At 61.8% G+C, this 22,852-nt stretch carries 21 protein-coding genes and 1 pseudogene; 11 read left to right on the top strand and 11 right to left on the bottom strand.

The features are described 5' to 3' along the window. Nucleotide 1: 1 nt before the first annotated feature. On the bottom strand, nucleotides 2–1,597 hold the full coding sequence (locus HBR93_RS03420) for an FAD-binding oxidoreductase (protein ID WP_120734210.1): 1,596 nt from the start codon (nucleotides 1,595–1,597) through the stop codon (nucleotides 2–4). A 228-nt stretch (nucleotides 1,598–1,825) separates the two neighbouring features. On the opposite strand from HBR93_RS03420, the gene HBR93_RS03425 reads away from it, so the two are divergent. After that, entirely contained in the window at nucleotides 1,826–2,845 is a 1,020-nt protein-coding gene (locus HBR93_RS03425) for an AraC family transcriptional regulator (RefSeq protein ID WP_115129096.1), read from the top strand. A gap of 9 nt (nucleotides 2,846–2,854) precedes the next feature. On the opposite strand, the gene HBR93_RS03430 is transcribed toward HBR93_RS03425, so the two are convergent. Beyond that, on the bottom strand, nucleotides 2,855–3,928 hold the full coding sequence (locus HBR93_RS03430) for a helix-turn-helix domain-containing protein (protein WP_169959824.1): 1,074 nt from the start codon (nucleotides 3,926–3,928) through the stop codon (nucleotides 2,855–2,857). 270 nt (nucleotides 3,929–4,198) lie between these two features. On the opposite strand from HBR93_RS03430, the gene HBR93_RS03435 reads away from it, so the two are divergent. The 6 genes and pseudogenes from HBR93_RS03435 to HBR93_RS03460 all read left to right on the top strand — a co-directional run bounded on the left by HBR93_RS03435 (nucleotide 4,199) and on the right by HBR93_RS03460 (nucleotide 11,318). Next, entirely contained in the window at nucleotides 4,199–6,046 is a 1,848-nt protein-coding gene (locus HBR93_RS03435) for a DUF1302 family protein (RefSeq protein ID WP_273865961.1), read from the top strand. Nucleotides 6,047–6,074: 28 nt separating this feature from the next. Then, nucleotides 6,075–7,367, top strand: a complete 1,293-nt coding sequence (locus HBR93_RS03440; protein WP_169959825.1) for an MFS transporter — start codon at nucleotides 6,075–6,077, stop codon at nucleotides 7,365–7,367. Between the two features lie 73 nt (nucleotides 7,368–7,440). Further along, entirely contained in the window at nucleotides 7,441–8,529 is a 1,089-nt protein-coding gene (locus HBR93_RS03445; protein ID WP_169959826.1) for a M14 family metallopeptidase, read from the top strand. Between the two features lie 54 nt (nucleotides 8,530–8,583). Next, nucleotides 8,584–10,224, top strand: coding sequence for a CapA family protein (locus HBR93_RS03450; RefSeq protein WP_169959827.1), 1,641 nt, complete (start codon nucleotides 8,584–8,586; stop codon nucleotides 10,222–10,224). Between the two features lie 113 nt (nucleotides 10,225–10,337). Further along, nucleotides 10,338–10,933, top strand: a pseudogene (locus HBR93_RS03455) (NAD(P)H-dependent oxidoreductase). Then, nucleotides 10,920–11,318 carry a MerR family transcriptional regulator gene (locus HBR93_RS03460; RefSeq protein WP_057438975.1) on the top strand — a complete coding sequence of 133 codons (399 nt, stop codon included), beginning with the start codon at nucleotides 10,920–10,922 and terminating at the stop codon, nucleotides 11,316–11,318. Before HBR93_RS03455 ends, HBR93_RS03460 begins: the two are co-directional and overlap by 14 nt. Here the strand turns inward: HBR93_RS03460 and HBR93_RS03465 are convergent. Beyond that, complete coding sequence (locus HBR93_RS03465) at nucleotides 11,315–11,488, bottom strand: hypothetical protein (protein WP_169959828.1); 174 nt, start codon at nucleotides 11,486–11,488, stop codon at nucleotides 11,315–11,317. The genes HBR93_RS03460 and HBR93_RS03465 overlap by 4 nt on opposite strands. 148 nt (nucleotides 11,489–11,636) lie before the next feature. Here HBR93_RS03465 and HBR93_RS03470 point away from each other — a divergent pair, with 148 nt between their 5' ends. The 4 genes from HBR93_RS03470 to HBR93_RS03485 all read left to right on the top strand — a co-directional run bounded on the left by HBR93_RS03470 (nucleotide 11,637) and on the right by HBR93_RS03485 (nucleotide 16,809). Beyond that, nucleotides 11,637–11,879, top strand: a complete 243-nt coding sequence (locus HBR93_RS03470) for an exodeoxyribonuclease VII small subunit (protein ID WP_029299452.1) — start codon at nucleotides 11,637–11,639, stop codon at nucleotides 11,877–11,879. Beyond that, nucleotides 11,876–12,763, top strand: coding sequence for a (2E,6E)-farnesyl diphosphate synthase (gene ispA, locus HBR93_RS03475; protein ID WP_057444863.1), 888 nt, complete (start codon nucleotides 11,876–11,878; stop codon nucleotides 12,761–12,763). Before HBR93_RS03470 ends, ispA begins: the two co-directional genes overlap by 4 nt. A 110-nt stretch (nucleotides 12,764–12,873) precedes the next feature. Beyond that, a complete protein-coding gene (gene dxs / locus HBR93_RS03480; RefSeq protein WP_115129102.1) occupies nucleotides 12,874–14,772 on the top strand; it encodes a 1-deoxy-D-xylulose-5-phosphate synthase in 1,899 nt (632 codons plus the stop codon). 135 nt (nucleotides 14,773–14,907) lie between these two features. Continuing rightward, nucleotides 14,908–16,809: a TonB-dependent receptor gene (locus HBR93_RS03485; protein WP_169959829.1), complete on the top strand. Its 1,902-nt coding sequence runs from the start codon at nucleotides 14,908–14,910 to the stop codon at nucleotides 16,807–16,809. 146 nt (nucleotides 16,810–16,955) lie between these two features. On the opposite strand, the gene HBR93_RS03490 is transcribed toward HBR93_RS03485, so the two are convergent. From HBR93_RS03490 to ribBA, 8 genes are all read right to left on the bottom strand, one after another. Then, nucleotides 16,956–17,753, bottom strand: coding sequence for a cobalamin-binding protein (locus HBR93_RS03490; protein WP_057439032.1), 798 nt, complete (start codon nucleotides 17,751–17,753; stop codon nucleotides 16,956–16,958). Next, nucleotides 17,753–18,172 carry a nuclear FMR1 interacting 1 family protein gene (locus HBR93_RS03495; RefSeq protein ID WP_057960742.1) on the bottom strand — a complete coding sequence of 140 codons (420 nt, stop codon included), beginning with the start codon at nucleotides 18,170–18,172 and terminating at the stop codon, nucleotides 17,753–17,755. Before HBR93_RS03495 ends, HBR93_RS03490 begins: the two co-directional genes overlap by 1 nt. Continuing rightward, nucleotides 18,169–18,786, bottom strand: coding sequence for a GTP cyclohydrolase II (gene ribA, locus HBR93_RS03500; RefSeq protein WP_057438973.1), 618 nt, complete (start codon nucleotides 18,784–18,786; stop codon nucleotides 18,169–18,171). The genes HBR93_RS03495 and ribA overlap by 4 nt, the downstream gene beginning before the upstream one ends. Before the next feature lie 129 nt (nucleotides 18,787–18,915). Further along, a complete protein-coding gene (locus tag HBR93_RS03505) occupies nucleotides 18,916–19,644 on the bottom strand; it encodes a transporter substrate-binding domain-containing protein (protein WP_057438972.1) in 729 nt (242 codons plus the stop codon). Nucleotides 19,645–19,710: 66 nt separating this feature from the next. Beyond that, the gene (gene thiL / locus HBR93_RS03510) at nucleotides 19,711–20,676 is read right to left on the bottom strand and encodes a thiamine-phosphate kinase (protein WP_057438971.1); all 966 of its coding nucleotides are present in this window, start codon (nucleotides 20,674–20,676) and stop codon (nucleotides 19,711–19,713) included. Between the two features lie 18 nt (nucleotides 20,677–20,694). After that, the gene (gene nusB, locus HBR93_RS03515; protein ID WP_057438970.1) at nucleotides 20,695–21,195 is read right to left on the bottom strand and encodes a transcription antitermination factor NusB; all 501 of its coding nucleotides are present in this window, start codon (nucleotides 21,193–21,195) and stop codon (nucleotides 20,695–20,697) included. Beyond that, nucleotides 21,192–21,668 carry a 6,7-dimethyl-8-ribityllumazine synthase gene (gene ribE / locus HBR93_RS03520; protein ID WP_003176356.1) on the bottom strand — a complete coding sequence of 159 codons (477 nt, stop codon included), beginning with the start codon at nucleotides 21,666–21,668 and terminating at the stop codon, nucleotides 21,192–21,194. The genes nusB and ribE overlap by 4 nt, the downstream gene beginning before the upstream one ends. A gap of 90 nt (nucleotides 21,669–21,758) precedes the next feature. Beyond that, nucleotides 21,759–22,850, bottom strand: a complete 1,092-nt coding sequence (ribBA, locus tag HBR93_RS03525; protein ID WP_057438968.1) for a bifunctional 3,4-dihydroxy-2-butanone-4-phosphate synthase/GTP cyclohydrolase II — start codon at nucleotides 22,848–22,850, stop codon at nucleotides 21,759–21,761. Nucleotides 22,851–22,852: the final 2 nt, after the last annotated feature.

Here is a 22,852-nt window from a genome sequence, read left to right on the forward strand (position 1 = left end):
CCTAGTCTTCCAGCAGGGTGCCGGGGTTCAGACGCCCGGCCGGATCGAAATGCCGGCTCAGGCTGTGCAGCGCAGCCATCGCCAGTTCGCCCTTCTCCCTCGGCAGGTAGGGCGCGTGGTCCTTGCCCACGCCATGCTGGTGGCTGATGGTGCCGTGGTTGTCGACGATGGTGCGGCTGGCCGCCTGCTTCAGGGCCTTCCAGCGCTCCAGGGTGGCCGGGTAGTCCGCCGCCGGGCGGAACACGTAGCTGGTGTAAATGCTCGAACCTTCGCCATAGACATGGGACAGGTGGGTAAACACATGGACCCGCTCGCCCTCGGCCGCCAGGCAGTCACGCAGGCTGGCCTCGATCGCGTGCAACAAGGCGTCGACATGGCACCAGTCGGTCGCAGTCTCCAGGGTGTCGACCACGTAGCCGGCATTCCAGAGATTCTCCCGCAGGTAGGGGAAGCGAAAGCGGTTCTGTTGCCATTTCTTGCCCAGCAGGGTGCCGGTGAACACCCCGCCAAAAGCCTTGAGGTGCTGGCGCGCCTGGCGCAACGACAGCGCATTCTGCCGACGATTGCCGGTGACGCCGAAAGTCAGCAGGCATTTGCCCTCGCCAGCCCCGCGCAGTGCCAGGTAGCGCTCCAGCCAGGCGATTTGATGGGGATGGCCAGCCAGCGCCAGTTGGGTCTGGGTTTCCATGGCATTCGACAGACGCAGCATCGACAGCGGCACCCGTGCCTGCACCAGTCGGCGGATCGCCTGCAGGGCCTGGGGCCAGTCGGGCAGGAACACGCCATAGAAGCGCTCGTCCTCGGGCAGCGCGCTGACCCGGACCTTGACCGTGGAAATGATGCCGAAGCGCCCTTCGCTGCCCAACACCACTTCCCGCAGGTCAGGGCCGGCGGCCGAGGCCGGGAAGCTCGGGATTTCCAGGGGCCCGGCGAACGTTTCCAGGGTGCCGCCGGCGAACAGTTGCTCGATCCGCCCGTAGCGCAGCGATTGCTGGCCGCTCGAGCGGCTGGCCACCCAGCCGCCCAGGGTCGACAACTCCCAGGACTGCGGGAAGTGCCCCAAGGTGTAGCCTTTGGCACGCAACTGGCTCTCCACCTGGGGGCCACTGGCACCGGGGCCGAACGTGGCGATCAGGCTTTGTTCGTCGAGGTCGAGCAGGCGGTTCATGTGGGCCAGGGACACCGTCAGCACCGGGCGCGTGGAGGCCGGCGGGTTGATATGTCCGGCCACGGACGTGCCACCGCCATAGGGAATCAGGCACAGGTCGGCACTGTCGGCCAGGGCCAGCAGCTGGCGGATCTGCTCGACAGTTTCCGGCAGGGCCACAGCATCCGGGTACCGACCCAGGGCACCTTCACGCAGGGCCAGCCAGTCCGGCAGGCTCTGACCGCGGGCATGCATCAGGCGGTCCCGGGGCTCGATGCTGTAAAGCGCGTGGGGCGCCAGCCGCGACGCGGGCACTGCGGCCAGGGCACTGTCCAGGCTGGCGTCAGGCAGGGTGTGCCCGTCGCCCAATCGCTCGCGCAGAAACGCTGCGCCATGGGCGGGCATCTCCATCTGCGTGGTTTCTTCGCCCCAGCCGTTCCAGCGTCGCATGCCTGTTTCTCCCAGCAGATCTTGTGATTTTCAGTGCTCCCATACTAAACAGCCGGCGCTGGCTGTCACGGTCGCATCGGGACAGATGGAGTAGCCAATTGGGTCACTCGCTGTATTACCGGATGTATCCACGGGAGCATTTACTTTAGTCACGATTTCAAATTACCTTGCGTGCCATCGACGCGCGCAAGGCACTGCCGCCGGCAACACCCCGCCAGGAACCCGATCATGCAGACACTCGGCTCTACCTCCGTCCCTCCTCTGCTGAAGTACCTGCGCCATGCCGAACAGCTCGGCGTGGCAACCGCCCCCGCACTGGAGGCGGCCGGGATCACTGCCGGCCAACTGGACGACAACAGCCTGCGCCTGCCTGTGGAAGCCCACGAACGCCTGCTGGAGTATTTCTGCGAACATTCCGGGGACCTGCTGTTCGGGCTCAATTCAGCGCGCTTCGTGTTGCCCAACTCGTGGAGCGTGCTCGGCTACATCACCATGAACTGCGCGACCCTGGGCGAGGCAATGAACCGCATCATGCCGTTCGAAAAACTGGTGGGCGACATGGGCACCAGCCGCGCCGAAATGGTCCATGACCAAGTCCGCCTGATCTGGAACTGCCGCCACCAGCAGCCGCGCATCCGCCGGCATATGGTGGAGAACGTGCTGGCGTCCTGGCTGGTGTATGCCCGCTGGATCGCCGACACCGAACTGTCGCCAAGCCAGGTGTTGCTCGAACACCCGTTGCCGGACGGCGCGCAGCTCAGCCAATACGAGGACTTCTTCGGTTGCCCGGTGCTGTTCGAGCAACCCTGCTCGGCCCTGGTGGCGCCCTTGAGCTACCTGCAAACGCCCCTGCGCCAGGCCGATGCGCAGTTGCTGCGCACCCTGGAAGAACATGCCCTGGCCCTGATGGCCTCGCTGGACGATTCAAGCCTGGCGCTGCGGGTGAAAAACGCCCTGCGCCAGTTGCTCAAGGAAGGCCTGCCGCGCAAAGAACAGGTGGCCGAACAGTTCGCCATGTCGGTGCGCACCCTGCAACGCCAACTGCAGCAGGCCGGCACGTCCTACCAGCAGATCCTCGACGACCTGCGCCAGGAACTGGCCGAGCACTACCTGCTGCACAGCGACCTGCCGATCCAGGACATCGCCCAATACCTGGGCTTCACCGAACCCCGCTCGTTCCACCGCACCTTCAAGAGCCGCACCGGTGTGCCGCCGGGCGAGTATCGGCAGACCCATCGGGGCAGTTGAGGCCGAACATCACAGGCGCTCCAGCCCCAACCCCTCAATCAAATCCTCCCCTGCCTCATCCGCCCGCCAGCGCCGACTGGAGATGCGCATGGTGTAGCGCCGCCGATACTCCGAAGGCGTCATCCCCGTACTGCGCAAAAACAGGCGCCGAAATGCACTGGCGTCTTGATAACCGCAGTACTCCATGACCTCCGTCAGGTCGATCAGGGTCACTTCCAGTAACTGCTTGGCGCGCTCAACCCGCAGGCGATGCAGATAATCCAGGGGGGTCATGCCCTCCACCTCTTTGAAGTGACGCAGCAAGGTCCGCGGGCTGGCGGTCGCGGCCTGGGCAACCTCGTCCAGGCTGTAGGGCGTCTGAATATGCTGTTGCAGCCACTGCTTGGCGCGGAACACCACACTGTCGCGGGTTTTTACCGAGATGCCGGGGAAATTCAGGCTTGAGTGTTCAAAGCGCATCGGGTGATAAAGCAGGCCATTGGTCGCGACCTGGGCCATTTCTTCGCCGGCGAAGTGCCGGATCAACTCCACCATCAGGTCGCAGACCGCCGCTGGGGCTCCAGCGGTGAACACCGGGCCGTCGACCACCACCGGGCCTTCCATCGCCAATTGCACCTTCGTAAAAGCGCACGCGAACCAATTGGCAATCATCCAGGTGACCGTCGCGCGCCGGCCATCCAGGACACCTGCACGCGCGAGCATAACCGCGCCATTGAAACTGGCAGCAACCACGCGCCCTTGGGCGTGGTAGCGCGCGATGCAGTTCAGCTCGGCGGTGCATTGATCGAGAACATGGTTCAGGTCCGGCACGCTTTTCATATGCACGCCGGGAACAAACAGGGCTGTCTGCGAGGGCCGCAGGGTTTTGCGGCCTGCGTTGGGCGGGCGCATTTCCGACAGCCAGTCAGGAAGCGGCAGCTCATTGCCCGCCGCATCGATCAGGCGCCAGTGAAAAAACGCGCCGCGCTTATCCGGGTTGCGCAACTGCCAGAGGCTGTTAAAGGTGCGCAGCATGTCGATCACGCTAAATAGCGTGCCAGTGAGACTGTGCGGGCCATGCAGTAAATCGACGCGGACATTCATGGGCTTACCTGGCGATATTGGATTTATTGTTGGCGATATTAGCCCTGCCTTTTCACGCTGTCTCCCGACCGGTCGCCCGGCCTACATCATGCTCCTTTAAAAACAGGGTTGAACCGCCTTATCACTTGGCTTTTAACAGTCAATTGCCCGGGATTTCTAATGGCGACATTGGCTTTATCACTGTCGGTATTCGCCGTATTACCGAGACCGCTTCGACGATAGACTGAAAAACACCTGAGCTGCGTAACAAAAAAACAAGGGTATCAGTCAGTGAAAACAACAATAAGAAACACCGGCAAGCCTGTGGTGGCAGGGTTGGCCACGGCCTTGCTCAGTGCTGGCATCGGCACTCCCGTCACCGCAGGAGAACTGGTGTTCAGTGACCTCAATTCAGGGCTGGGGAATGGCATGCAATGGCAACATGAAGACACCCGCCTGCTGGTAAAAGGCGCCTTGGCCCTGGGCACAGTGCGACGCATGGACGACCCGAGCCCCCGCCTGACCAGTGCCGAATACGGTATGAACCTGTTCAACGACGGCAACCTCAACTACAAGCGCGGCGACGCGGTTTCCACGTCGGCCGAAGCCTACCTGCAAGCGGACCTCAGCCACCGTAACCTCGGGGTTTTCGTCAGCGCAAAGGGTTGGTACGACTACACCCAGAAACACCAGGACGTCGGGCATGGTAGCGTCCCCAACGGCTATCGCTCGGGAGAACCACTCAGTGATTCGGGGTTCGATTCCCTGGCGCGCTTCTCCAATGCGGTGTTCAACGACGCCTATGTCTACGGCAATTTCCAGCCCGCCGGGCATGACTTGCTCGTGCGCCTGGGCGACCAGGCGATCCCTTGGGTCACGCCCACCACCATCAGCGGTGGCTTGCAGGCAGTGAACGCGTTTGACTGGGCCGCCGCACGCCGCGCCACCTCGATTGCCGAAGCCCGCACCGTGCCGATGCCGACCCTGTACGCCAAGCTGGCCCTGACCGAGAACCTGTCGGTGGATGCGTTCAATCAGTTTGAATTGCGCCCCAGTGCGTACTCTGGCTGTGGCACATTTCTGTCGACCAGCGACTACGCCCAACCCGGCTGCAACCAATTTATCCTTAACGGCAGCGTGATGAGCGCGATAGCAGGCCGACCGATCTCTACCACTGACGGCCAGGCCCTCAACAACCCCTTAGATCACGTTGCCCGCGGCCCGGACCATCGCCCAGGCAACAATCAATACGGCGCCAGCCTGCAGTATTTATGGAAGGACGTCGGGTTGTTCGGCTTGTATTTCGCCGACTACAGCAGCCGGGAAGCGCTGACACAAGTAATGCGTACCGGCCCCGGCGTACTGACACCACCGGCCGCGAACATGGGGCTGGCAACACCCACTGGAGTGGCGGCTTATTATCAACGCGCCTACCCAACCCGCATTCGCCTGTACGCCCTCAACTTCAAGACACGGCTACCGGGCGGCACCGGGATTTATGCCGAATACAGTTACCGTCCCAATCAACCGATTGCCTGGAACGGCGCTGACTTTATTGCCGGGCTGCTCGCCGGCAGCGGGCCGATGGGCTACCTGTCCAAAACCCCGACGGGCTACCTGGCAAGCGGCTACGACCGCTTCCACGTCAGCCAATTGAATCTCGGCGCCAGCCACCCTTTTGGCCAAGTGCTGGGCGGCGCGATGAAGCTATCGGCAGAAGCCGGGTTGAAATATGTACATGACCTGCCCGACACCGACCAGATCCGGTACGGACGCCCCGGTTTTGGCAGCGCGCCCTACGGCAAAGCGGCGAAGTGCACAGGTCCGGCGGCCAGATGTGCGGATGACGGATTTATCACGCCGTTTGCCTGGGGTACCCGTATCAAAGGGGAAATCAACTACAGGAATGTGTTGCCCGGGCTGGACCTGACGCCTTCGCTGACACTCGTCTATGACATCGAGGGGCACGCTTATGACGGGGTATTTTCCGAAGGCCGCTACGCGCAAATACTCAGTGTGAACGGTGATTACAAAAACACTTACACCTTCGATCTCAGCTACCTGAACACCGGTGGCGGCGATTACAACCTGGTGGCAGATCGAAGCCTGTTAGAGGCCAGTGTCGGTATTCGCTTCTAGCAACCCCCCTTAAAACAAGGCCATAACCATGAGTTCATTTACCGATAGCCGACGCCCGCTCGTCGTTGCCCTACTGATGACAGTGGTGATTATCAGCGTGCTGGACAAGACCATTTTTGCCTTCGCCGGCCCGCAGATCATTGATGAGTTAAAGCTCACGCCAGCACAGTTCGGTTTTATCAGCAGCGCGTTCTTTTTTCTCTATTCGATCTCTGGGGTACTGGTGGGTTTTCTCGCCAACCGTATGCCGAGTCGCTGGATTCTCTCCGGCATGGCCCTGGTATGGATGACTGCCCAATTGCTCGCGGCCCTGTCCACCAGTTTCTTCACCCTGCTGGCCAGCCGCATCCTGCTCGGTGCCGGTTGCGGCCCGGGCACGGCGGTGACCCAGCACGCCTGCTTCAAGTGGTACACCAGCCGCGAGCGGGTGCTGCCAGCAGCGCTGATCCAGGTCGCAATCATGCTCGGCGCGATTGCCGGTGCGGTCGCCCTGCCCAAGCTGATCGAGCAGTACGGCTGGCGCACGGGCTATGTGCTGCTGGCCGGTGTCGGCCTGGTGTGGCTGCTGCTGTGGCAACGTTATGGCCGTGAAGGCCAGCATGATGATACACGGGACACCCAGGGCGACCTGCTGCCCACGCTGCCCTACAAGCGCCTGCTGCTCAACCGCACGTTTGTCTGCATTACCCTGGTCGCGTTCTGCAGCTACCTGCCCAATGCCTTGCTCTACAGCTGGCTGCCCACCTACCTGCAAAGGGGCCTGGGCATGACCCCGATGCAATCGGGGTACCTGGTGCTGACCACCACGCTGGGGGTGATCTTTATCAACTTGCTGGTTTCCAGCCTGGCGCAACGCGCGATGAAACGCGGCGCCAGCCTCCGCAAGGCGATGGTTGTGCCGCCGCTGCTGGCGTGCCTGGTCGCCGCCGTCACCTACATCCTGATGGGTTTTACCAGCACCAGCCTGACTGTGACCCTGGGGTTTTTCCTGCTCGGCAGCATCCTCCTCAACCTGCTGTCGGCCTTCGGCTTCAGCATCGTTGCCCACATCGCCCCGGCCCGCCAGCGCGGGAGCATGCTGGCGATCCATATTGCGCTGCTGACCACTGCCGGCATGCTCGCGCCAGTGCTGGTCGGCCAGGCCATTGGCTGGCAGAACGGCGACCTGGTGACCGGCTTCGAGCTGGCTATCGGCCTGTTCGGCATTGCCCTGCTGGTGTTCAGCCTGCTGGGCCTGGTACTGATCGACCCGGAGCGCAGTCGTCGTGAGCTCCTTGCCAGCACTCCCAGCGCAGCTTTTGAGGCCACCAGCCCGGCATAAACCGCGCAGTGATTGCCCACCACCTTGAGCGCTACGCGCGGCGCCCAGCACGACTGCCAATAGGGAACACCTGATGGACTTATCCTGCTTTTCACAAAGCTACGCCGAAGCTCGGCAAAAATTCCTCCAGGCCTCTGCAAATGCAGGTCTGGAGGCTCAATCTCATCCTCACCCACTACCGGGTATTGATGGCGAGGAACTGGCCCTGGATGTGGTATTTGCCGGCTCACCAAAGGCCACCAACCTGCTGGTCCTGAGCAGCGGCGTACATGGTGTGGAGGGCTTCTGCGGCTCGGCCGTACAGGTTGATCACCTGCGCAACCGCGAGTGGGGTGAGCACTGCCAGCGCCAGGACCTGGCGGTGCTGTACCTGCATGCGGTCAACCCCTACGGCTTCTCCTGGCTGCGCCGGGTCAACGAAGATAATATCGACCTCAATCGTAACTTCATTGACTTCAACCAACCGCTGCCCGACAACCCGGACTACCGCGCCCTCGCCCCGCTGCTGGTTCCCCGCCGGCAACCACCCACCCTGCTCAGCACGTTGAGCCTGGCCGGATATGCGCTGCGGCATGGCACCAAAGCCCTGCAGTCAGCCATTACTCGGGGCCAACACAGCCACCCTGAAGGCCTGTTTTACGCAGGCGCGGCCCCCGCCTGGAGCAACCTGCAACTACGCCAGATTATCCGTCGCCTGGGCAACCACTGCCGGCGCATCGGCTGGATCGATGTGCACACCGGGCTAGGCCCGTGTGGCGTGGGGGAGCGGATCTATAAAGGGCTCAACCACCCCAACGATATTGCGCGGGCACGCAGCTGGTGGGGCGCGCAGGTCACGGCCAGCGCAGACGGAACCTCCTCGTCAGCCATGCTCAATGGCACCCTGGATCTGGCCGTGATGGAGGAATGCCCGCACGCGCAATACAACGGCTTGACCCTGGAATACGGCACCCAGCCAGGGCCACGAGTGCTTGAAGCGCTACGTGCCGATCACTGGCTGCACGCCCATCCGGATACGGCACAAGCCCGACGAGTGCAGATCAAGCGCCAGTTGCGCGATGCCTTCTACATCGATACCGAACTCTGGAAGCGCCAGGTCCTGGAACAAGCCCGAGAAGTGACCGCGCTGACCCTGCGCGGTCTTGCCACGCGCCTTGAATGACAAAAATGCCCACTATCGGTGGGGTACCCACTCAAACCACAGAGGATGTTCATGATGAGTGCATATTTGGTGCAAGCGTTAAAAGAGGTCATGCAAAAGGTCCAGGCCCGTCTCGACCGGCATCAGGATGAGGTCGTCACCACACTCAGCCGCGTAGCCACTGGCGAACTGAAGATGACCGAGACGCTCAGCCCCGAGGAGCAGGAGTGCGCCCGGCTGCTGTTCGGCTGGGTGGCACAGGAAGGCCCGCAAAAGGTGTTTGCCGCGATCCAGCCCGTGTTGGCCGATCCTGCCAAGTTGAGCGCGGGCATCACCTTCGATGAAATCATCGAAGGCCCGCCGTTCGGGATCATCCCGCCGGCTCTCAAGCACATTGATCTGCGCGCCCTGACCCGACTCGCGGTACTTCTGGCCAGCTACATCTTTTATGAGCAATTCCACTACCCACAGCCAGAAACCGGGGTGTACGACATCTCGGGCAAGCCCTTCCAAAAACTCAAATGGCTTTACCGCTACTGGTTCAATCAACTTGAAGTGGCCGAGAAAGGCTCCGGGCTGGAGGAGCTGTTTGAGTCGCAGGCGTTCAACTTCTTCAACCTGAATCAATCGCCGATAGACCCAGGCTTCGGCTACCCGCCTTTGCGTTCGGTCTCGGTTTCATGTGCCGGAGACCTGCTGGCGGTCGATGTCCTGACCCCGGAAAACACCCCGCACCTGTTCGACGACATCGCGGATTTCTACAGCAGCGCAGACATCGTCAGCGCCAATCTGGAATCGACCGTTGACTGTCACAGAAAACCGGGACGCTATCAGGCCAAAGGGCAACCGGCCCAGATGAATACATCCGAGGCGATGTTCCGCAAGTTCCGTGACGAGGCGAAAATCAACTTCTTCAGTACCGCGACCAACCACGCCATGGACTGGGATGAACAAGGCGTACTCGCCACCCTCGATGTACTGAAGCGCTCCGGCGCCTACTATGCCGGCACTGCCGCCAGCCAGGCCGAGCAGGATGACGTGGTAGTGGTGGAGAAAAACGGCATCAAGGTTGCCTTGCTGGCCTACACCTTTGACCTCAATGGCCGCGACCCATCGCCTGACAAGACGTACCTGGCCAACGTGGTGCGCTTCAACGATGTAAACCCGGCGCCCGACTACTCACTGATCGAAAAACAGGTCGCCCGCGCCAAAGCCAAGGGCGCGGACTGGATCATCGCCTACTGCCACTGGGGCTGGGAGTTCGAGATGTACCCCCACCTCAATATCGTGGAAGCCGCACGCAAGGTGATTGCCTGCGGTGTAGACACGATCCTTGGCAACCATGCGCATGTCAGCCAGCCCGCAGAACTTATCCCGCGCCCTGACAAGCAGGATGCGCTGGTGATCTACGCGTTCGGCGACTTCGTCAGTTATCACCCCGAAAGCCGTAACTCAAAACTGGCCTACACCCTCAAATTCAGCATCGGGAAATTCCTGGGTGTTACTCGCCTGTTCAACGTCAAGGCACTGCCTATCTACATCGTTAACGAAAGATTGGATGACAAGCGTTTCAACTGCCGCATCGTCAAATTCTTCGATGTGCTGGAGAACCCGGATGGCTACGGGCTGACCGAGTTGGAGAAGAGCCAACTGCCCGATCTGCGAGACAAGGTGTGGAGCGATATTCTGTCGCCACTTTCCAGCCTCCCGGACTGATGTGAGCAACAGCGCCAAGCCTGCCTTGAACGGCAGGCTTTTTTGTCACGTCCCTTGACTCTCCCCTATACGGCAGACCCTACGCTGAGCATCATTTCTCCAAGGGCTTTCCCGTGGTTCAGCGCATCCTGGTCATCCTCGGCCACTCCTCCAGCACCAGCTTCTGTTCGGCCCTCGCCGAGACCTACCTGCAATCGGCCAGAAACGCCGGTCATGAGGTACGTCTCCTGCGCCTGGGCGAGCTGACGTTCGACCCGATCCTGCACCATGCCTATCACCAGGCCCAACCCCTGGAGCCCGACTTGCTCGGCGCCCAATCCGACATTCTCTGGGCCACTCATCTGACGTTCGTGTTCCCCATCTGGTGGGGCGGTGTTCCGGCATTGTTGAAGGGGTTTATCGATAGGATCTTCCTTGCCGGCTTCGCCTTCAAATACCGCAAGGGCAAAGCATTCCCCGACAAGCTCTTGAAGGGCCGCACCGCCCACCTGCTGGTGACCATGGATACGCCACCGTGGTATTACCGCTGGTTCTACCGCATGCCCGGCCTGCACCAAATGCGCAAGACCACCCTTGAGTTTTGTGGCATCAAGCCGATCAAGACGTTGATGTTCGGCCCACTGCTGGGCTGTACTGCGGCGCAGCGCGACAAGTGGCTGAAAAAGGCTGGCACACTCTTTTAGGAAAGGATCTGCATGTACATCGGTAAAGCCGCGCAGTTGTCAGGCACGACGATCAAGGCGATTCGTCACTATGAGGACATCGGCTTGCTGCCACCGCCGCAACGCGAGGGGCGGTATCGGGTTTACTCGGCGCAGAGCGTTGAGCTGCTGACGTTTATCAAGTGCGCGCAGCAGTTGGGCTTCAAGCTCAAGGAGTTGCAGGGAATTCTCCACGGGCACCGTGGCGATGAGCTGCCGTGGCAGCGCGCCAACCAGGCGATCGCGCAAAAGAAGCTCGAGTTGATGACGCAGATCCAAGCCCTGCAACAGGTGCATGCAGGGCTGGTGGCGTTTGAGGGCAGCCTGGAGCAGGCCCAGGGTCAATGCCAGTTTGCACGTCTGGTGGAAACCGGCACTGCGCGCAACGGCTAGTTCAGCAGATCGCCCCATTTGTTTTGCAGGGCGCGCTCTTCTGCCACGATTTCCCGCGTCATGCTGTCAACCCATTGCTGGGCAAACCCATTGGCTTCACGCAGCAGCAGCATGATGTCATCGAGCTCGAAGTCGCCGGGTTTGGCCACGTCCTTATGCTCATCCAGCATCTTCCTGACCATTTCATTGAGCTGCTTAGGAGCTGAAGCCTTGGCTGTATGACTGAAAAACCCCGGTGCGCTCAAGCGCCCCTCATTTGCCCCTCCCCCCCCTATCTGCTAGTGTCGCGCCCGTTTACCGTCAACCGGAATAGCCGCCATGGCCCGCAAAAAAGTTGCACTCGATTTCGAACAATCCCTCGCCGATCTGCAAACCCTGGTCGAGCGTCTGGAGAACGGCGAGTTGTCGCTGGAAGACTCGTTGACGGCGTTTGAGCAAGGTATTGGCCTGACCCGCGATTGCCAGAGCGCTCTGGCGCAGGCGGAGCAGAAGGTCCAGGTGTTGCTGGAACGGGATGGGGAGTTGGCCGAAGAACCTTTCGACGCGGAACAAGCGCAATGATCGACGTTTATCAGGCCAGCAGTCAGGCCCGGGTCAATGCTGCGCTGGAACCGCTGTTTGTGGCGCCAAGCCCGGAGTTGGCCAGGCTGTATGAGGCCATGCGTTATAGCGTGATGAACGGCGGCAAGCGCGTACGGCCTTTGCTCGCCTATGCGGCCTGTGAAGCGCTGGGCGTGGACGCCGCGCAAGCCAATGGCGCGGCGTGTGCGGTGGAATTGATTCATGCCTATTCGCTGGTGCATGACGATTTGCCAGCCATGGACGATGACGATCTGCGTCGCGGCCAGCCCACTACCCATAAGGCTTTTGACGAAGCCTGTGCGATCCTCGCCGGTGACGGCCTGCAAAGCCTGGCGTTCAGCGCCCTGCTCGACCCGCGTTTGAGCGGCGTGAATGCCGAGATCCGCCTGCGCATGGTCACTGCGTTGGCCGCCGCCGCAGGCCCGGCCGGTATGGTCGGGGGCCAGGCAATTGACCTCGGCTCGGTCGGCCTCAAGCTGGACCAGCAAGCCCTGGAATATATGCACCGGCACAAGACCGGGGCGCTGATCGAGGCTGCCGTGCACCTCGGCGCCCTGGCCAGTGGTCGCGCCGAAGCGGCGCAGTTGGCCGCTTTGCAGATCTATGCCCGGGCCATCGGCCTGGCGTTCCAGGTGCAGGACGATATTCTCGACGTGGAAAGCGATACCGCGACCCTCGGCAAGCGCCAGGGCGCCGATATTGCCCGTGACAAGCCGACTTATCCGTCGCTGTTAGGGCTGGATGCCGCCAAGGCCTATGCCCTGGAGCTGCGCGACCAGGCCCTGGCCGCCCTGCGACCATTCGACGCGGCAGCCGAGCCGCTGCGTGACCTGGCGCGGTATATCGTCGAACGCCGCCACTGATTACGGCGGCGATTACCGCCGCATATCGGCCAAGTTCGGTGCTCTGCGTGGGCAGTTTGCGATGCTTGAGGTAAACTGCCGCCTCTTCTATACCTATAACGATTCGCCTGATGCCCACGACGTTTCAAGAGATTCCCCGCAAGCGCCCGACCACGCCGCTGCTGGACCGTGCCAACACGCCGGCCGGCTTGCGCCGTCTGGGTGAAGCCGAGCTGGAAACCCTGGCCGATGAGTTGCGCCTGGAATTGCTCTACACGGTCGGCCAGACCGGTGGGCATTTTGGTGCAGGCCTGGGCGTCATCGAGCTGACCATCGCGCTGCATTACGTATTCGACACCCCGGACGACCGGCTGGTGTGGGACGTGGGTCACCAGGCGTATCCGCACAAAATCCTCACCGGACGCCGCGAGCGCATGGCTACCTTGCGCCAGAAGGACGGCATCGCCGCCTTCCCGCGCCGCTCCGAGAGCGAATACGACACCTTTGGCGTCGGCCACTCCAGCACCTCGATCAGTGCAGCCCTGGGCATGGCGATTGCCGCCCGTCTGCAAAACAGTGATCGCAAGGCGATTGCCGTGATCGGTGATGGCGCGCTGACAGCCGGCATGGCGTTTGAAGCGTTGAACCATGCGCCGGAAGTGGACGCCAATATGCTGGTGATCCTCAACGACAACGACATGTCGATCTCGCGCAATGTCGGTGGCTTGTCCAATTACCTGGCAAAAATTCTGTCCAGCCGCACCTATGCCAGCATGCGCGAAGGCAGCAAAAAAGTGCTGTCACGCCTGCCCGGCGCGTGGGAAATTGCCCGCCGCACCGAAGAATACGCCAAGGGCATGCTGGTCCCCGGCACCCTGTTCGAAGAGCTGGGCTGGAACTATATCGGCCCGATCGACGGCCACGACCTGCCGACCCTGATCGCCACCCTGCGCAATATGCGCGACCTCAAGGGCCCGCAGTTCCTGCATATCGTCACCAAGAAAGGCAAAGGCTTCGCCCCGGCGGAAGTCGACCCGATTGGTTACCACGCCATCACCAAGCTCGAACCGCTGGACGCGCCCGTGGCGGCGCCAAAAAAGGCCAGCGGGCCGAAGTACTCCGGTGTATTTGGCGAATGGCTGTGCGACATGGCCGCCGCCGACCCGCGCCTGGTGGGCATTACCCCAGCGATGAAGGAAGGCTCGGACCTGGTGGCGTTCAGCGAGCGTTTCCCGCTGCGTTACTTCGATGTGGCGATTGCCGAGCAACATGCGGTGACCTTTGCCGCCGGCATGGCCTGCGAAGGCGCCAAACCGGTGGTGGCGATCTACTCGACCTTCCTGCAACGCGGTTATGACCAGCTTATTCACGATGTAGCGGTGCAGAACCTCGACGTGCTGTTCGCCATCGACCGCGCCGGCTTGGTGGGCGAAGACGGCCCGACCCACGCCGGCAGCTACGATCTGTCGTACTTGCGCTGCATCCCCGGCATGCTGGTGATGACCCCGAGCGACGAGAACGAGCTGCGCAAGATGCTCAGCACCGGCCACCTGTACAACGGCCCGGCAGCGGTACGTTACCCCCGTGGCAACGGCCCGAATGCGGTGATCGAGAAAGACCTGGAACCGATCGAGATCGGCAAGGGCATCGTGCGGCGCCAGGGTAGCAAGACCGCGTTCCTGGTGTTTGGCGTGCAACTGGCCGAAGCCCTGAAAGTGGCGGAGAAAATCGACGCCACCGTGATCGACATGCGCTTTGTCAAACCCCTCGACGAAACCCTGGTGCGCGAGATCGCCGGCAGCCATGAATTGCTGGTGACCGTTGAAGAAAACGCCATCATGGGCGGCGCCGGTGCGGCCGTCAGCGAATTCCTGGCGCGGGAGAACATCCTCAAGTCGGTGCTGCACCTGGGCTTGCCGGACATTTATGTGGAGCACGCCAAACCCGCGCAGATGCTGGCTGAGTGTGGGCTGGATGAAGCGGGGATCGAGGCTGCGGTTCGCCATCGCATGGCTTTGCTCGGCCTGTAAACCGGACCAAACTGTGGGAGCTGGCTGGCCTGCGATGCAAACACCTCGGTCTTTCAGAGAGACCGGGGCGACGCAATCGCAGGCCAGCCAGCTCCCACATTTGTTTTGTATTGCCTTGGAATCCATGGACGGCCCATGAAACACCTTCGACTTGCCCTGCCACTCCTGCTCTTGCCCACTGTGGACCTGCTCGCCGACACCCGCGACGCTGCCCTGAAGCTCCCCGATGTGGTGATCAGCGCCAACCGCCAGGTGCAGGCACGCAATGACAGCAGTGCTGCCAACACCGTGTTCACCCGGGACGATATCGACCGCCTGCAACCCTCCAGCCTGACCGACCTGCTCAGCCGCGTGCCCGGCGTGCAAGTGGCGCGCACCGGTGGCCGGGGCAGCTTGCCAGGGATTTTCATACGCGGCACCAAGTCCGCGCAAAGCCTGGTACTGGTGGATGGCCAGCGGATTGCCAATAGCACTTCCGGCGACAGCGGCCTGCAATACCTGAATATTGATCAGATTGAGCGGGTGGAAGTGCTGCGCGGGTCGCGCTCGGTGATTTACGGCAGCGATGCGATTGGCGGGGTGATCCAGGTATTTACCCGCCGCAATGCCGGGCCAGGCCTGCAGCCGCGCTTGAAGCTGGGCTTTGGCAGCCACAACACCTGGGAACGCAGCCTGGGCCTGTCGGGCGGCGATGAACGCACGCGCTTTAACCTGGGCGCGAGCCTGGATGACACCGCCGGTATCGACTGGAGCCACACCTCCTTCCCCAGCGACCGCGACCATGATGCCTATCGCAATAAGTCGCTGAACTTGAACCTGAGCCATGAGTTCAGCGATGAGCTGGAGGTGGGTTTCAACCTGCTGGATAGCCGGGGCAAGTCGGAATATGACAACAGCTTTGGTCGCTATGATTTCGCTACCGGGCAAAGTGTCGGCCAGAAGCCCTATACCGACTACACCGTCAGCAGCGCCAGCGCGTACATCGACGCCCAACTCAACGAGGCCTGGCAGACCCGCGTGGAGCTGGGCCACAGCGAAAACCGCGACACCAAACGCGACAAGCTCAGCACTGACTTCAGTGTGTTCAACACCTATCGCGACTCGATCAACTGGCAGAACGACCTGACGCTCGATCAGCAAAACAGCCTGATCCTGGGCGGTGATTGGTATGAAGACCGTTTTCACGGCAGCACCACGCTCAGCGAAAACAGCCGCTGGAACCGCGCCGCGTTTATCCAGCATCGTTTCAAGGGCGAGTGGTTTTCCACCGAACTGGGGCTGCGCCGCGACCAAAACCAGCAATTTGGCGGGCAGAACAGTTGGAGCGGTACGCTGACCTTGCCAGTTAACAGTGAAAACGACGTGTTGCTAAGTTACAGCGAAGGCTTTCGTGCGCCGACGTTTAATGATCTGTACTACCCGAACGAAAACGGGTTTATAAGCAGCAATCCAGACCTTAAACCTGAAACCTCAAAAAGCTACGAGGTGCAGTGGCGTAGCCAACTCAGCGACGTCAGCCGGTTAGAAGCCTCGCTATATCGGACTGATATCAAGAACGCGATCATCTACGACAATTCGGGTCCGCACAATGTCGCCACCGCCCGCATCAACGGCTTCGAAGCCGCACTCAAGCAAGAACTGTTCGGCTGGCAAGGCAACCTCGGCCTGTCGATCATCGACCCACGCGACCGCAACAGCGGCCACACCCTGGCACGCCGTGCCCGGCGCACCCTGAACCTGGACCTGGATCGGCAGTTCGAACAATTGAGCCTGGGCGCCAGTTGGCAGGCCATCAGCAGCAGCTACGATGCCGAAGACAACAAGCACCGCCTCTCGGGCTATTACCTGCTGGGGTTGCGCAGCGGTTGGGCGCTGAATCGGGAAGTGGCGCTGTCGCTGAAGGTCGATAACCTGCTGGATCGCCGCTATACGCGGGCCTGGTACAGCTATGACGATCCAAACTTCGAGAACAACCAGCCGTACCGCGAAGAAGGCCGGACGTGGATGCTTGGGGTGACGTGGACGCCGCAGCTCTGAGGTTGTCCGGGCCGACGCCATCGCAGGCAAGCCAGCTCCCACATGTGTTCTGTGGTGTGGCCAAAATATTCTGCACTGCCGAGCGCCCACCTTTTGATGTGTGAATACAGTCAAATGTGGGAGCTGGCTTGCCTGCGATAGCGCCCTCAACGGTTCGGCGCAATCACCTGACACAGCCGGCCCACCGCCTCCACCATCTGCCCACTGGGCCGTTCCAGGCCTTTGTCCGGCACGATCAGCAAACGCCCCTGAGCCACCGCCGCCACCTGGGGCCAGGCCTTCCAATCGTCCAGTTGCGCTTGATCCGCCGCGAGGATCACTTCGGGATCACGCTGCAACACCGATTCGATACTGACCTGCGGGGCTGGCAGCTTGAGGTCATCAAACACATTGCGCGCACCACACACGCTAAGCGCATCGCTGATGATCTGCCCACCGCCCACGGTGTACAGCGGCTGGTTCCACACCTGGTAGAACACCCGCAACGGTTGGCTGCGCTGATAGCGCTGGCGCAACTCGGCCAAGCGTTGACGCAAGCGGGCAGCCAATTGGCGACCTTCATCAGCGCGGCCTAGCTGTCGGGCGATGGCTTCGACCTGGCTGCTCAGTTGTTCAAGGCTATGGGGTTCGGCGACGTAAACAGGGATGTTCAAACGCTTGAGCTGCTCGCGCTGGGCCGGGCCGACGCTGCCGGGCCAGAGCAGCAGCAAGTCAGGCTGCAGGCTGAGCAGTCGTTCCAGATCCAACTGCCCATAACGCCCCACCGAGGGCAGGCTACGCAGCGCGTCAGGCCGTTCACCGCCGTCGAGTACGCCCACCAGCAGATCGCTGGCGCCCAGTTCAACGACGATTTCAGATAAGGAAGGTGCAAGGCTGACCACCCGCTCGACCGCCATCGCCGACGCACTGGCGGCCAGCAGCAGACCCGCCAGCCAGAGGCGCATCAGCCGAGTTGACGCGGGATGCGATAGAGGTAGAACAGCACCAGGGTCGACAATGCCAGCAGGAACAGCGGCACCGCTTCCAGGCCGACGAACACTGCCAGTGCACCGATCCAGGCGGGAAACGCCGCGACCAGCAGCGCCGTACGCCGACGGGCCGCGAGGGTGATCCACGCGGCCGGCTCTTCAGGCGTATCGAGGGCCTTGGAGGTGGCGATCAGTGCATGTTTATAGGCATGGAAGTAACGCAGGCTGGCAAACATCGAGGCAACGCCGGCGATAAAGAATGGCATTGCCAGCACCGGCAACAACGGCTCGCCCTGGCCAAATACCAGATTGATCACGAACAACGGCAACAACGCCAGCGCCAGGTACTGCCACCAACTGAAGGACAGGCGCCGCTTGACCTGACCGCGCGTCACGCCCGGTCTGCCTCGCCCTGATGCTCGTTGCCCATCATATGGTCGAGCTTGCTGGCCTTGGTCGCCAGGTAGAGTTTGTTGTGCGGGTTATGCCCGGTGTGCAGCGGCACACGCTCGGCGACGGTAATGCCCATCTCGGTCAAGGCCTTGACCTTGCGCGGGTTGTTGGTCATCAGGCGCAGGGACTGGATGCCCAAATGCTCAAGCATCGGCAGGCAGATGGCGTAGTCGCGCTGATCGGCGGCGAAACCCAGGCGCTCGTTGGCCTCGACGGTATCGGCGCCACCGTCTTGCAGTTCGTAGGCGCGGATCTTGTTCAGCAGGCCAATGCCACGGCCTTCCTGACGCAGATACAGCAGCACGCCACGGCCTTCACGGGCAATGGCTTGCATGGCGGCTTCCAGTTGCGAGCCGCAGTCGCAGCGCTGGCTGAACAGTGCGTCACCGGTCAGGCACTCAGAGTGCAAGCGGCCCAGGACCGGGGCGCCATCGGCCACATCGCCCAGGCTGAGCACGACGTGCTCGCGCCCGGAGGCTTTTTCAAGAAAGCCATGCATGGTGAACGTGGCAAAAGGGGTAGGCAGCTTGGAAGCAGCGACGAAAACGACGGGCACCGTGTGCTCCTGATTTCAGATTTCACAGAGGCGGGCATTGTAACAGCACGTTCCTACAGACGCTTAAGCTGAATTATCGCTGATAAAGATCAATAGGTTCGATTGGCCTTTGCCTTGGTTCTATGGGCGTCAAAACGGATACGGTTGGTTCCAGCGCTGGAAAATCGGTTTCAACTCGCCGCTTTTCACCAACAACTCCATGCGCCGGTCAAATACCCCCCGCAATGACCGCCCTCGCTCACTGTCGGTAAACCCCAGGAACAACGGCAATTCGGCAATGTGCGTGAGTTTGAACGCCGATGGGTCGTCAGCCTGGCCGAGGATGTACTGCAGTTCGGCCAGGGCATCAATGTAGAAGTCGGCCCGCCCATGCTGGAGCATCGGCAAAATCCCGCTACGTCGTTCGATCTGGTTGAAACGATGAATATTGGGCAGGTATTCCTCGTACTTGTAGCCACGTACCCAGGTCAGGCGGTAAGAGCCCAGGGTCACCAGGGTCGGCGCCGGGCTACCCGCCAGGCCCAGGGCGTAGATGTGGTCGGAGTCGTAGTGCCAGCGGGCGTACAGCACGCCCTCGGTCTCATCATGATAGGAGCCGACCCAGGCATCCACTTCGCCCCGCCGGGCCAGACCGACCGAACGGGTGTAGGGCACGCTGCGGATCTTGACCTTGACCCCGGCCGGCTCGAAGACTTCTCGCAACACATCCCAGGCCAGGCCGCTGCCATCGGCGTTGGTGTAGTCATTCCAGGTTTCACTGGCCAGACGGATCTGGCCGGGCACTTCGGGGGTGTCATCGGCCCACACGGGAGACGCGACCACACACAGCAGAATCAGCAACCAGCGTCGTAGCCCCATGATGACGCCCTCCATGGTAAAGCGATCGTTTCTACAACGCGGTAAAGGGTAGCGCAGCCCGGCGGGTCACGGCGTCTCGCGAAAATGTTGATAACCGCGCACGGCCGGGGTGATGTCATGGCCACCGGCATCCAGCAGTCGCACGCCGGCCCCCGCCTCTACGCGCCCGACAATATGCACCGGCCAACCGTCGGCCAGCAATGGCGCCAGCTCAGCGGGCGGCAAGGTGAACGCCAGGACGTAATCGTCGCCACCGCTCAAGGCTGCGGAGCGTGCTTGATCATCCCCCAGAAAGGCCAGCAACGCCGCCGACAGCGGCAAACGGTGCCGCTCGATCACCAGGCTTACGGCTGAAGCCTTGGCGATATGCCCACAATCTGCCAGCAGACCGTCGGAAATATCCAACGCAGACGTAGCCTTGCCACGCAACGCCATGCCCAGGGCCAGTTGCGGCTGCGGCGACCAGTAATGGCCCAGCAGCGGCTCGGCGATCTGCGCAGCAGCGCTACGCTGCCCCAACACCAACGGCAAGGCCCCGGCCGCATTGCCCAGCTCGCCGCCGACACACAGCAGGTCGCCGGGCTGCGCGCCACTGCGGGTCAACGCCAGCCCCGCCGGGACACGGCCGAACACGGTGACGGTCAGGCTCAGCGGCCCACGGGTGGTATCGCCGCCCACCAGGCCCACACCACAGCGCTGGGCCATGGCATTCAAACCCTGGGCATAGCGCTGCAACCAATCGGCCGCGACCGTCGGTGTAGTGAGCGCAAGGGTAAATGCGAGGGGATGGGCGCCCATGGCCGCCAAATCGCTGACTGCCACCGCCAGCGAACGCTGGCCGAGCAAAAACGGGTCGCAGGGGTCGGCAAAGTGCACGCCGGCCACCAGGGTATCGGTTGAAATCGCCAGCTGTTCCCCGGGGGGAACTGCCAGCAAGGCGCAGTCGTCGCCGATCCCCAGGGCAATGCCCTCGCCGCCTTGCGCACAGGGCGCGGCGGCGAAGTAGGTGCGGATCAGCTCGAACTCGCCCATCAGGGAGTCAAGCGCAGGTTAGCGCTTGTACGCCTTCACTTCGGCTTCACGCAGGCGCGGGGCCAGCTTGTCGAGCACGCCGTTGACGAACTTGTGACCGTCGGTCGAACCGTAGACTTTCGCCAGTTCGATACCTTCGTTGATCACTACGCGGTACGGCACGTCAACGCGCTTGAGCAGTTCCCAGGTGGACAGGCGCATCACGCACAGTTCAACCGGGTCCAGCTCTTCGAGGGTCAGGTCCAGGCAAGGTGCCAGGGCCGTGTCGATCTCGGTCAGGTTGGCATGCACGCCGTGCAGGATGTCGTGGAAGTACGGCAGGTCGGCGAAGGTAAAATCGTTGTCGACGCGAAACTGTGCTTCGATTTCGTTCAACGACGTACCCGCCATCTGACGCTGATACAGCGCCTGGGTCGCCAACTGACGGGCAGCACGGCGCTTTTCGTTCTTCGATGGCTTGCCAGCGTCTGCAGGACGGGGGTCGCGCGGGTTGAAACGATCGCTCTCGTCGGAAATCACTTGGCCTCCAACTGCGACAGCAGGCTGACCATTTCCAGGGCAGACAGGGCAGCTTCAGCGCCTTTGTTACCGGCCTTGGTACCGGAACGCTCGATGGCTTGCTCGATGGAATCAACAGTCAGTACGCCGAAGGCCACTGGCACGCCGAACTCCATGGACACCTGGGCCAGGCCCTTGGTGCACTCGCCAGCCACGTATTCGAAGTGCGGGGTGCCGCCACGAATGACCGCGCCCAGGGCGATGATTGCTGCGTATTCGCCTTGTTGGGCAACTTTCTGCGCAACCAGTGGAATTTCGAAGGCGCCAGGGGCACGGATAATCGTGATATCGCTTTCGCTCACACCGTGGCGAACCAGGGCGTCCACGGCACCGCTTACCAGGCTTTCAACCACGAAGCTGTTGAAGCGGCCAACCACCAGGGCGTAGCGGCCTTTGGGGGCGATGAAGGTACCTTCGATGGTCTTCAGGGTCATTCGACAAATCTCTTAAAGAGCCGGGACGCGTATATGACGCGCCCCTTAGTGATATTTGAACCGCGAACAAGGAGCGATAATCGCCGGCCTTTATTCGGAGGGCACGTATTCTACTACTTCCAGGTCGAAACCGGATATCGCATTAAATTTCATGGGCGCGCTCATCAGGCGCATTTTACGCACGCCCAGGTCACGCAGGATCTGCGAGCCGGCGCCGACGATGCTGTAGGTGGTCGGTTTTTTCACCGGCACCTGGTCAGCGCTTTCGCGGATATGCGCCAGCAGCACATCACCATCCACCGGATTGCCCAGCAACAGCACGACACCGCTGCCCGCCGCGGAAACCGCAGCCATGGCGGCTCGCAGGCTCCACCGGCCCGGCTGCTTGACCATCAACAGGTCGCGCAACGGGTCCATGTTGTGCACCCGCACCAGGGTCGGCTCTTCAGCGCAGATGTTGCCCAGGGTCAGGGCCATATGCACGTCGCCTTCCACCGAATCACGATAGGTCACCAGGTTGAAATGCCCCAGTTCGCTGTCCAGCGGCTGCTCGGCAATCCGCTGAACGGTACGTTCGTGGATCATCCGGTAGTGAATCAGGTCGGCGATGGTGCCGATCTTGATGTTGTGTTCGGCGGCAAAGGCTTCCAGTTCAGCGCGACGGGCCATGGTGCCGTCGTCGTTCATCACTTCGCAGATCACCCCGCTCGGCTCGAACCCGGCCATGCGCGCCAGATCGCAGGCGGCTTCGGTGTGGCCGGCACGGGCCAGGGTGCCACCCGGCTGGGCCATCAGCGGGAAGATATGGCCGGGGCTGACAATGTCTTCGGCCTTGGCATCTTTCGCGGCAGCGGCCTGCACGGTGCGGGCGCGGTCAGCGGCAGAGATGCCGGTGGTCACGCCGGTGGTCGCTTCAATCGAGACGGTGAACTTGGTGCCAAACCCCGAGCCATTGCGCGGCGACATCAGCGGCAGCTTGAGCAGTTCGCAGCGCTCGCGGCTCATGGGCATGCAGATCAGGCCACGGGCGTGCTTGGCCATGAAGTTGATGTGCTCAGGTTGGCACAACTCGGCGGCCATGATCAGGTCGCCTTCGTTCTCGCGGTCTTCGTCATCCATCAGGATGACCATCTTGCCTTGGCGGATATCGTCAACCAGTTCTTCGATGCTATTGAGCGCCACGC

This window comes from Pseudomonas sp. WS 5411 (genome assembly GCF_012985595.1).
GTDB classification, from domain to species: Bacteria; Pseudomonadota; Gammaproteobacteria; order Pseudomonadales; family Pseudomonadaceae; genus Aquipseudomonas; species Aquipseudomonas shahriarae.